Genomic DNA, 12,220 nt, shown 5'->3' on the forward strand with positions numbered 1-12,220 from the left:
CTCAGTCGCCGTAGGTTTCGGCCATCTTGGTCACGAACTCGTCCACGAACACATTCATGTCGTTGGAGATCGACTTGATGCGCGTCTGCAGGTAGTTGTAGCCAAACAGCGCGGGGATCGCCACGCCCAGGCCGGCCACCGTGGCCACCAGCGCGGCGGCAATGCCGGGCGCAATCGCGTTCACGTTCACGTCGCCCGCCGCGGCAATGGCGGCGAAGGTGATCATCACGCCCACCACCGTGCCCAGCAGGCCCAGGAACGGGCCGCCCGAGATGGCAATGGTGAGCATCACCATGCCCTTGTCCAGGCGCTGGCGTTCGCGCGTGAGCTGCGCGTCCAGGCTGGAGCGCACCGCGAGCATGGCGCGCTCGCCCACCGAAGGTGCCACCACGCCGTCGTGTTCCACCGTGGCGCCGTCGGCATGAAAGCGCGACTTGAGTTCGCGCGCACCGACCTGGAAGATGCGGTGCAGCGGCGAGTCTTTGTATTGATCGCCCTGCGAGGCAAGCTGGTCGAGCTGGCTGGCGTGCAGGGACGGGCCACCTTCGAGCGTGCGCAGGCGGGTGGCGAGCTGGTCAAAGGCCTCGGTGAAGCGGGGATTGCTGCGGTCCTGGCGCGTCAGCAGCACCGCCTTGGCCCACATGATGTAGATCGCGATGAAGAACATGAACACGCAGATCACCACCACCACCCAGCCGTCAACGGTGAGGTTGTTCATGGTGGCCATGAAGTAACCGGTCTGTGCGCCCTGCTTGGTGGTCTCTTCCTCACCCATGCGCACCAACTTGCCCGACTGGCCCTGGCTGTCGGCCTGCGCGGCGATCCAGGCCTCGGGGCGCTGTTCGGTGGAGATCTGCACCTCGTCAATCTCGCCCACCAGGCCTGCGCCCACGCGCAGGGCGCCCGCGGGTGCAAAGGCGGTGGCGACATTGGCGACGGCTTTGCCGTCGACGTACAGCACGGCATTGGTTCCAGAGCTCACGGCCACATGGCGCCAGGCATTCAGCGCCAGTGGCGCCCCGCCCTGGGCCACCGTGCCGCCCGCGCTCAGCACCGGAACACCGCCCCGAAGCGACAGCGTCAGGCCGCCAAAGGCCAGCAACTCGCCGTCGACCCGCTCCGGCTTGATCCAGGCCGAAAACGTGAAGCCGGTGGCCGCCTGCAATGTGGCGTCGCCGACCTGCAAACCGCCGTCGGCATTGAGCCGCGCCGATCCACCGATCAGGCCGCTGGGCACGAAGGTGGCGGTGCCACCCGACATGTGATGGCCTGCGGCGGTGGCGTCTTGCGGCAGGCCGCTGGCGTCACCGAGGTGGTACACGGCCCACTGCGCGGCGTCGTACAGGCCCGATGCCGGCACGGGTTGCGCCGATTCGTTGCCGTAGTACAGCCACACGTGCTGCACGGCGCTGCTGCCCGCCACGCGCGGCACCTGCACCCACACGAAGGCCAGTTCATTCGTGCTGTCGAAGCGCTCGATGTGGTGCGCGAGCACCGTCTTGTCGTCCTCGGCCACGAAACGCAGGTCGGAGCCGTTTTCGTTGGAGGCGAGGAAGTCGAAGTTGCCGGTGGACAAGCGCACCAGCACGGGCACGCCCGTGGCCTCGGCCGTGATGCCGGCGGCCTGCGTGTCCAGCGTGATCTTCTTGCGGATCGTCCAGCCCTCGTCCCACCAGGCGTGGGCGGAGAGCGGCAACATCAACACGCAAAGGGCGAGAGCAAAAAAGCGTTTCATGGGAAGACAGAAAAGATGGCGTGCTGCCCGCGGCGCGGGTCATGCACGAAAGGTACGAAGGAACGATGGCGGTGGCGTTACAAAAGTGGGAAGACCATCCGTTCGGACTACTCGCCAAAGCCCAGCACGTCGACCCGCACCACCGATGGACGCATCGCCGAAGCCATCTCTTGCGCCGCCTTGGCCGATTCGGCCGCCGCCTGGTTGAGCGCTTCGACCACCTTGCCGGTGTCGTCACCACCCGAGGTGGCGCCCGACGAGGCTGCCGTGACAGCACTGGTGTCGGCGATCGGCGTACCCGCCGAGGTGCCCGAGACCGATATGTTGTCGGCGCCCAGCACCACCAGCGCGGCGATGTTGAGGTTGCCGGCACGGATGCCGGCGTCGCCGGCGTTGACCGTGCCTTTGGGTGCGATCAGGTCGACGTCGCCAGCGACCACGCCGCCGGACGACAGTGCACCGATGCCGCTGCCCGACACGGCACCTTGAAGCACCTGCGTGACGTTGCCCTCGTCGTCCACCGAGATCAGCGGCGGGGGCACGGCCGTGGCCGTCTTCTTGCCCTTGCCGGCGTCGATGTCGCCTTCGCTGGACCACAGCAACACGTCGCCACCACCCACGGTGAGAATGCGCGACTGGTTGACCAGCATGTCGTCGCGCGCGAAGCCCCGCACGGTGCCTTCAGCCGCCGCCACGATGCCCAGCACGTTGCTGCCGGTCTTCACCAGGTCTGCGGGCGTGTTGGCCAGGCCGACGATCAGATTGCCGCCGGGGATGAGGAACTCGATGTTGCCGTTGCGCTCGGTCTTGATGCGGCTGGCGAACAGATCGATGTTGCCAACGTAGGCGGCACCCGCACCGCCCGCGGTGGTGTCGGAAACGCCCGGGAACAACACCTCCAGAGCCGCGTAGCCCCGGCCGTAGTCGCCCGCAAACCCGCTGCTGACCTGGTTGGAGTCGCGCCCGGTGGTGCGCAGCGCGGTGAACACCATGCTGCGCACGCGCTCGCGCTGGGCTTCGGGTGTGAGGGCTGCCACCGCCTGCACGGCGCCGGGCGCAGCGCTGGCGGACAGCGTGTCGTCACCCGCCAGCCAGCGCGCCAGCCACAGGTGGGTCGTTGAGCCGGGCTCGGCTTGAAGACGCGCCGCCAGGCGGTTGACCGCAGCGGTGTAGTCCACACCCGCCGGGCCGCTGCCGGCCAACAGTTGCAGATCGGCGCCCGAGGCGGCCAGGTTGTTGTTGTCCAGGTCGCCCCGGCTGACCACCCCACCCGACGTGCCCAGGTCGATGTTGCGCCCGGCATTCACCTCCAGCCGACCCTGGCCACCGATCCAGATCTTCGAGTTGTCGCGCCGGTTCACACCGGAGAACTTCACGTCCCGACCGGCCTCGACGCGGCTCACTTCGGAAGCGCTGCTGTGCTGCACCACCAGATTGAAGTCCTTCACGTCGCGCCCGGCGCGCACCAGCGTGGCCTTGGGCGCCGTCACACCACCATAGAGATGCTCGGACCGGCTGTCGTAGAAGCCGCTCACATCACCCTGCACGGCGTACAAGCGCGCAGGGGTGGTGTCGCCGGTGTGCACCGGCACGGATGCATGGTCGATGGCAGCCGGATCCTCGGGGTTCACGATCAAACCGGGGATCAGCAACTCGCTCGTGGTCGGGTTCACCGTGTTGGCCGGACGCAGTGGCGAAGGCACCAGCGCCGGGTCCTGATCGCCCATCGTGAGCGTGGAATTCACCTGGACCGATTGGGCGGCAAGCACCGACAGCTGACCGGTCGCCGATGGACTCATGGTCAGGTTGCGGGTGTTGGTGCCGATCGAGACACTGCCCTGGAACGCCGTGGTCGACAGACTGGATGGCAGCAGGAAGGCGAGGTTGAAGAGTCCGTCGCGTTTGCCTTCGGACGTTTGCAACAACGTGGTGCCGAAGGCCGTGGTCAGATCTTCCTCGTTCTCGCGCAACACCACCTGGCCGGTCAGGCTCGACATCGAGACCGCGCTGGCATCGCCATAGGTCGAAAACAGACTGCGAGCAGGCTGAACGCCTACGCCCGGGAGGAGGTTGCGCTGCGTCTGCACCAGCAGGTGCGGATTGAGCAGATTGCTCACGATGACATCGCCATTCGCCACCACGCGGGCTTGGGCATTGCCCAGCGCGATCAGGGGCGCCAAGGGCTGCGAGACGCTGTTCACCGTCTGGTCGCTGGTGCCGACCTTGCCCTGCGCCTTGACCACCAGTTCGTCACGCGCCGCGTAGTACTGGCCACCGAGCACATCACCGCCCGCTTCCACGCGCAGGTCACCGCCACCGGTTTCAGTGAGCTGGGCGGTCTGCGGATTCGTGCCCGACACCCTGCCCTGCGTCGGCGTGCTGGCCGACACGTCCTTGATGTCCAGTCCTGCGCGAAGCGTCACATCACCGCCGCCGAGCGCGCCCACGCCTTGCTCGAACTGGTCGTAACGCACCCACCAGGCGGGCTGGCGGGTGTAAGCACCGGTCGTGCTGTTGAGCGCGCCCTGGCGAAACAGCCACTGCGAGTACAGCTGCGCCGACGGCTTGCCCTCGATGCTGCCAAGCGCCCGCAAATCGACATCACCCCCACCCTGAGCAAACACCGGGTTCAGGTTCGTCTGTGGCGTGGTGAAACCCGCCACCGCGTCGGCCACACGGCCGGCCGTGTAGATCACCGATTTGTTGCTCTCCAGCACGATGTTGCCGCCCGCAGCGACCTGGATGTCACCGGTGCCCGTGCGCACCAGTTTGCCGCCAGCCAGTGTCACGTTGCCCGCGTCCCGGACGACCGCCAGTGGATCAGCCGCAGCCGAATCGGCGCCGGCCACCAGGCGGTACGACCACGAGTTGCCCGCCCGCAGGGCAGCCGGGGAAGGCGTGGTGGCATTGCACGGGGTCGTGGTGCACGCCGTGGCGGTGCTGAAACCGTCGGAGAGGTTGTTGTTGAGCTTGAGATCGCCCTGCGCACGCAAGGTCAACACACCCGGCTCGCCCGCGGCGCGCGCCGGGTCCAGGTTCCAGTCCTCGGCCAGGGTCAGGTCTCGGCCAACGCCCCCATCGGTGCGCACCTCCACACCGCTGAGCACGTGGAATCCGGCCTGTCCGGTCTGGCCCAGCTTGGTCTTGATGGCTGCGTGGTACTGGGCGAAACCGGTGGTGCCGGCGGCGTTGCCGTTGTCGGCACGGATCGTGTCCAGCGACAGCGTATTGGCCACGCCGCTGCCCGTCTTCGTCAGGGTGTTGATCTTGTCGTACACCCGCACCGCCTCCACCGACACCGAGCGCGCGCTGCTCATCGCACTGTCGAGCGCGCCCGGCTCTGCCGTCACCGCCACATCGGTGTACCCGGCAATGCGCGGTGCGCGCAGCAGCACGGTACCGCCCTGGCCGCCCACGCCGCCACCCACCTGAATGGTTCCGCCATTCAAGCGGACGGTGCCATCGCGGGTGCCGATCACCACGTCGCCGCCGTCCTGGCCTTTGCCGCTGGACACCGCGACCATGCGCGCGCCGGCTTCCACCGTCACGTCGTTCTTGGCAAACAGCTCGACGCGGCCCGCATCACCACCCGAAGCATCGAGCTGGCCGGCCAAGGTCAGTGCACCGTCATCCACCGACACTCGGATGTCCTTCGCTTTCGTGGTGTCGCCCGCGGCAATGTCCACACTGCCCTGGCGCACGCGCAGGGTGCGCTCGCCGTCGAAGCCGGCCGTGAAGCTGCCGCTGCTCTCGACACCGCCCTGGTTCAGCGCCCGGTTGAGGTCGCTGTAGCTGGCCAGGGTGCCGATGTCGATGTCGACCCGGGCGCCATCGCCACGCTGGCCCGATGCATCGGCCACCGCCGCCCCGCGCACCGTGCCATCGGCCAGACCGACCGTGCCGTTGACGGCACGAACGACCAGTGCGCCCGCATCACCGCCGGCCGCCGATGACACGTCCAGGCGCGCACCGCTCTCCACGGTCACGTTGCCGGCGGTGCTGTCCAGCGTGATCTGGCCCGCCTGGGCAGCCTCGCTGGCATCGAAGAAGCGGACCGTGCGCCCGGCCACGTCCACCACCGCGTTCGCGCCAACGGTGAGGTCGCCGCCAGTGGCTTTCAGGCTCACCGAACCCGAGGGCAACGTGGCCAGCGTGTTGAAGTCAACCGATGCGCCAGAGAACGCGAGCTTGGCGCCGAGCGCGGTCACGTCGGCCAGCGCGGCCGTGGCCGCGATGGGGTTGGCCACCAGGGCTCCCGTGCTGGCAATTTCCTGGCTCGACAGGCTCTCGCCGCTGAACCGGGCTACGTTGAAGGTGGTGGGTGCGCTGAAGCGGGTCTTGCCCTTGCCGGCTGTGGCCACCACCTCGTTGCTGGTCACATTGACCTGTCCGAAGCCCTGGATGTCCTTGTCGCCGGCGCCCAGCTTGAGTTTGTCGGTCACCACATTCAGCGTGCCGTTGCCCAACACACCGCCAGCGACGAAGTCGACCGGCGATGTGTTGTTCAGCGTGAGCTCCCGGGCCCGCACGGTGGCGGTGGCACCGGTGTTGTCGACGCCGGCCAGCCCGGCGCCTTGCAGGGTCAGGCTTTGCAGGGTGGCTTTGCCATCGCTGCCCACGCCACCGACCTCCACATCACCGTACAGATCGAAGGTGCTGTAGCTGGTGAGCACCAGATTTCTGGTGTTGGTCAACGCCTTCAGATCGTCCTCGCTGTAGGTGATGCCCTCGGCGGCCGCGGGTGCCGCGCCGAAATTGATCCGGGTGGCGCCCACCGACAGGTCGGCCGCCACCTCCACGCCGTTCTTGCGGAACTCGGTGTTGCCCTTGAAGGCGTTGTTGCGCGTGGCGTCGATGGTGATCGCGCCCGCCGCGCGCACCAAGCTGCCGGTTTCGACGACCTTGCCATTGCTGTCGATCACGTCGGCCTCGCCAATGAGCGTTCCCTGAGAACGGTCCGGGCTGCCGGTGCGCTGGAAGCGCGCCGAGGTGGACGCGGCACGCACCAGGGCACCATTGCCCGCCGTGGTGTAGGTGCCCGCGTCGCCCGCGTCGCCCTGGGCATCGATCACGCTGCCTTTCCTGAGCGTCAACGTGTCCTTGGCCGCCAGGATCACCTCGGGCGCCGCCAGCGCATGGCCGGCATCGTTCGCGAGGATCACGTTGTCGGCGCCCACGGTGATCACCGTGGCGTCGTTCCCCACCGAGCGCGTGCCACCAATCAGCAGACTGCCCGCGCCCAGGGCATTGAGCTTGTCCACATCGATCACCGTGGTGGTGGATGGAATGCCGCTCGGTGTGCCGCTGGTCACAGCCAGGTTGGTGGCGCTGATGTCCACCGCCGCGGCCCGCCCACCCTGGCCTGCTGCGAGATTGAAGCTGGCGTCCAGCTTCAGGCTTTCACTGCCCGCGCCGGTGGTCGCCACCGACAGCAGGCCCGCGTCTTGCGGGCGGTGCTTGGTGCCGGCGAAAAAGTTCGAGGCTGTGGAGAGCGTGAACTCCGAACGCTCCCTCACCTGGTCGCCGGTGAGCACCTGCACACCTTGCCAGCGCGCATCGCGCGGGGCGCCACCGCGGCTGTCGGTCAGGTACCCGGCGGCCACACGCACGCCGTCCTGAGCGGTGTAGGCCTGCCCAGGCATCAGGTCTTGCACACCCATGTTGACCTGCACCGCCATGGCACCGGGCAGCAGCGCGTAGTGGGCTGGCAGCAGGGTGTAGACCCCATCGGCCAGGCCCGGCACGCCCGAGAGGTACACCGCGTCGCCGGCCTTGCGGTCGAAACCCTGCCCCTCCTGAACCTCGCTCGGTGCGATGCCGCCTTTGTAGCCAGGCAGGATGGCGTAGGTGTCGGGCAGCGCGAGGATGTCGCGCAGACCGCCCGGCCCCACGGTCCATTCGTAGGCCTGCAGGTCGCCACCGCCGGCCAGATCGACCTTGGCGCCAGCCTGCAGATTGACCACGCGGCCGCTGGTTCGAATGGACTTTTCGCCCAGTGCGGTCTGTTCGAGTTGACCCGCCGGCACCCGGTCGGCATCCACGTCATACACCCAGGTGCGGCCGTTGAGCACCTTGCCGAAAGGCAGCACGGAGCCCGGCAGGGCAGACACCGCGGTGGTGCTACCGGCCGTCAGGGTCACCGTGTCGGTGGCCTGCAGGTCGATGCGCCCGAACGGCGCCCACAGGTTGCCGCCCTGGGTGATGTTGGCAGCCTGCACCGTGAGTGCGCCCAGGGCCGACATCGGTTGTACCGGCGCGTCGGTGTTGCGGCTGAACGTGACATCGCGTCCGCTGGCCACCACCGTGTAGTCGCTGTAAGTGGTGGGAGACACCACCGCACCGCTGAAGCTCAGGTCGGCCGTGGTGCGGAGTTCACCGATCGGGCGGGTGGTGCCCGCGCTCACACCCGCCAGCGCGATCTGCTCGGTGCCCTGCAGCTGCGCGCTCTGCATGCCTTCCAGGCGCAGTTTGCCGGCGAGCTCGAGTTGTTGCGCCTGCAGCGTGAGCGTGCCGGTGCCCGTGATGGCGCCGCGGTTGCTCACGCGAGACGGGTCCTGGTTGCCCACGCGCAGGGTTTCGGCCTGGATCGATGCATTGCCACCCTCGGTGCGGATCAGCGCCGCGTCGAGTGTGACTTCCCGCAACGCCTGGGCCGGGCCGGCACCCAGCGCCACGCCGTCCTTGATCTCGATCGCATCGCGGCTGACCAGGCGAATGCGGTCGAAACCGGCCGCCTCCAACGCTTGTGCGCCGAGCTTGACGCGTTCCACATCCGCATTGGGCACGGCCGAATCGGCCGTCAAGCCGGTGGCCTGGGGGCCCACACTGGCTGCCAGACTCAGCGTGATGTCGGGTTGCGGCGGTTGGCCCAGCCCGGGCGCAACGTATTGGCTGAGCGTCAGGTCAAAGTCGCCGCCCCGCTGGCTGGCGCTGCCACCCGCGGCACGGATTTCCCCATCCAGCAATGCACCCTGCTCGACGAACATCTTCACCGTGCCGGCGTCACTGCCCACCGGGCGGCCCAGGCCACCAGCGTCGTTGGTCATACCCAGCACCACCGGTGCCGCGCCGGACACATCGATGCGCGATCCGGCCTGGGTGATCACATAGCCACTGCGGGCATTGAGTTCGACGATTCCGCCGTTCACCACCTGGCCTTGCGTAAGTCCCCGGTCATCGACCGTGGTGAGGGCCCGGCCCGCCACGTCGAGCACCGCAGAACTGCCCAGGTAGATCGCATTCACATTGGTCGCGCCGTTCACCTGTCCCTGCGTGCGATCCAGCGTGGCCGTGATGCTGCCGCCTGCGGCCTTCACCGTTCCCAGGATTTCGATCTTGTTGCGCGCTGCAAATGCAACGCTGCTCAGCGGATCGGTTTCGATGCGCGCGCCCTCGCCCACCACCACCTCGCCAGTGCCCCGTGCGCTTTGCTGAGCAGTGAGGGTGAGCTGGGTGGTCTGGCGCTGCAGGTCGTCGCGCCGCACCACGTTGGCGATCTGCTCGATCGGTGTCCCCGTGACCACCACAGGGTGGTTGCCCTGCAGTTCCAGGCTTTGCACGGTGGGTCGGATCACGGCGCCGGCCTCCACGCTGAGCCGATTCAACGCATTGAGATTGACCTGGGCAAAGCCACCGGTCTGAAAGAATCCTTCGTCCAGGTTGAGCACGCCGGCCGTGGCGTCCGGCGTGCCGCCGATGCGGATGTCGTTGCTGCCGAGGGTCAGCGTGCCGCCCTTCTCCGTGCCATGGGCGCGCAGATTGCGGTCCACGCCGTTCACCTCGAAACCCGACACGCCGATGTCGCCGCCGTCACCCAGCGCCAGTTCGCCTTGAGCATTCAGGCGGGCACCCCCGGTGACATCGAGCACGGCGCCCTGCCCCAGCGACACCACGCCGCGAGACACCACGTCGGTGCCACTGGTCTGCGACTCTGCAGACAGAGCGATGCGCCCACCGTTGATCAGCGCTGCACCCGTGCCTGGCGCCTGGCCCACCGACTCGTTGATCCACGCACCACGGGCCGAGAGTTGCACTCCGTCGGCGATGTTCACGCGGGGGTCCGCCAGATTGCCCGTCAGCGCGGGTGGCACGGTGGCCACGGTGTTGCGCGCGGCCAGACTGATGCGGCCACCGTCCGCGGCAATGTTGGCCGCCACGTCCACGCCACTGCCAATGATGGAGACGCGCCCGCCCGGCGCGGCGCGCAGCGCATCCCGCACCGCCACCGCCTGGTTGCTGAACACCTCGAGCTCCGCCACTTTGTCTTTGCCCAGCAGCTGCGCGTCCAGCGTCAGCATGGCGGCCAGCTCGGCGGGCAGCGCGTCCCCGAAGCCGAATCCGCCCGGCAATGACATGGTGGCGTTCGAGATGGAAACCGCCTGGTTGATCTTGTAGTCGCGTGTGCGCACCGCCAGATCCACCGCGTTCCGGTTGGACACCACGTCGTCGTAGCCCACCGTCAACCGAGCCCCCTGGGGTTGGGTTCCCGAATCCCGCTGCAGTTCACCCACGGTCGTGCGGCCTTGCACGTCGGCCCGCATGTAGGTGCCGCCGATGCCGAACACGCTCATGCTGCCGGCGTCCTTGCCCTCGACATAGCCCGGGTCGAAACGCATGTTCTCGCCCAGGTCGATCGTCTCCTTGACGTTCCAGCGGCCGTAATCGATGGTGTAACGCGTTGCGATGCCGGTGTAGCGCGTCTGGGCGTCCGCCTCGGCCAGATCCACATAGCCGCCCGCCGAGCTCAGCAAGGTGGACTTCACCAATGCCGAGTCGTACCGCACACGACCACCCGAGAGGTCCACCTGCACGCCGGATTCGATGATGGTGGCACCCTGTGAGGCGATGCTCACGCTGCCGCCACTGGTGGAGCGCTCGGCCACCGTGCGCTCCATGCGTGCCTGGTAGCTCTCCAGGCTGTCCCTGGCGATCAGGGTCGATTCACCGGACTTGGCCTTCGCCAGGGCGCGCGCCACATCGACATAAGCCTTCTGGCCACGCAGCGGGCCGTTGCGGTTGATCGGGGAGTCCTTGAGTTCGTCGCCACGCAGCTCCACCTCCACCGTATTGCGGGCAGCAGACACCTGAACCTCTTCGACACCGGCCACGTCGATGCGCGCTCCGCTGGCAATGTGCACGCGCGCCTGGCTGGACACCGGGCTGTTGCCGGTGTAGAGCGAGTCCACCGAGCCCGGTGCATCCACCGCCGTGATGCTCACCTGACCCGACGGCGCCTTGATCAAGGCACCGCCCGCCATGCGAATGTCCTGGCCCAGCACCTGGATCTGCGAACGCTTTTCAAGGCCGTCCGCCCGCGTGCCATCGACCGACCCGGTGGTGTCGGTGAGCTCGGGCAAGACCTGGGTCACGCTGCCGGCACCCATCACCACACGGCCGCCGCGCTGCGCGCCAGCGGGGTCCAGTGTTCCGGAGGTGCTGCTGATCGCACGGTCCTTGGCTTGCAGGTACACCGAACCATTGGCCACCACCGACGTGGTTGCGCTGGCAAGGCCCATCTGGTTGACGGCATAACCCACCATGGTCACGTTGCCCCTCGCGGCCGAGAGCTGGCCGAAGTTGCTCACATGGCCGAGCTTGTCGTCGCTGGCATTGGTGAGCGCAACCGCCTGGCCGTTCAACACGCCGTCCCGGATGCCGGTGTTGGTGGTGTCGAAATCGTTCAGGCTCGCAGGCGAATCGATCTCCACCAGCAGCCCGCGCACATTCGTGTCCTCGCCACCTGCGGCGGTCAGGTACACCTTGGAAGCGGCGGCTGCGATCACCTGCCCGTCGGGCGCCGTGACCTTGCCCCGGTTGATCACCGTGGGCGCGAGCAGCATCACACGCCCGAAATTGCCCGCCGTGATCTCGGCGCCTTCGAACACCTTGATGAATCCACCCGTGCCGACAAACTGGGGCGTGCGATCGCCTGGAAACAGGGACTCGTTGATGAAGCGGTCGGCGATGTCCAGGCTGGACGCCGTGAAGCTGTTGAGGTTCACCTGCGAACCACCCATGAAGGCGATGCCGTTGGTGTTCACCATGATCACGTTGGCCTTCTGGCCGGCCGCCTGCGTGATGCTGCCCGCGATCACACTGGGGTTGATGTCCCAGATGCGGTTGAGGGTGGTGAAGCTGGCACCTGGCACGAACTGGTTGTTGATCAGATCGTTGACCTGACCGAACTGCACCGTCTTGCCGGCACCCACGTTGAAGGTCTGCCAGTTGTGGATGGCCTTGTTGCCCACCTGGTTGACGAACGCCCGGTTGCCAATGACGCTGTACCCCGCATTCGCACCCTGGGGCACGGGCAGCTCGGCCAGTGCGGGCGCCGCCAGCAGCAAACTGCCCAGCAACACGCCGGCGCTGCGCGCGCCGCTGGCCGACTTGCCGCGCCCGCGCGCGCTCTCGGCGACGGGCACCAGCCCCCCCAGGCTCGGGCTGAAGACGAGGCGGTAGCGTTGACGGTTCATGGGGTTCTCCTGC

Annotated in this window: 2 protein-coding genes; both read right to left on the minus strand. The window is 67.6% G+C overall.

All coding sequences use genetic code 11. The features are described from left to right. Position 1: 1 nt before the first annotated feature. Positions 2 to 1,735: a DUF2341 domain-containing protein gene (locus tag IV113_RS03470; protein ID WP_291080833.1), complete on the minus strand. Its 1,734-nt coding sequence runs from the start codon at positions 1,733 to 1,735 to the stop codon at positions 2 to 4. A 107-nt stretch (positions 1,736 to 1,842) separates the two neighbouring features. Further along, entirely contained in the window at positions 1,843 to 12,207 is a 10,365-nt protein-coding gene (locus IV113_RS03475; RefSeq protein ID WP_291080835.1) for a filamentous haemagglutinin family protein, read from the minus strand. Positions 12,208 to 12,220: the final 13 nt, after the last annotated feature.

Source organism: Hydrogenophaga sp. (genome assembly GCF_018780385.1).
GTDB lineage: Bacteria > Pseudomonadota > Gammaproteobacteria > Burkholderiales > Burkholderiaceae_C > Hydrogenophaga.

What these genes read in the sequence shown, in the direction of transcription:
- IV113_RS03470 (WP_291080833.1), bottom strand. Translation starts at nt 1,735, where the DNA reads ATGAAACGCTTTTTTGCTCTCGCCCTTTGCGTGTTGATGTTGCCGCTC.
- IV113_RS03475 (WP_291080835.1), bottom strand. Translation starts at nt 12,207, where the DNA reads ATGAACCGTCAACGCTACCGCCTCGTCTTCAGCCCGAGCCTGGGGGGG.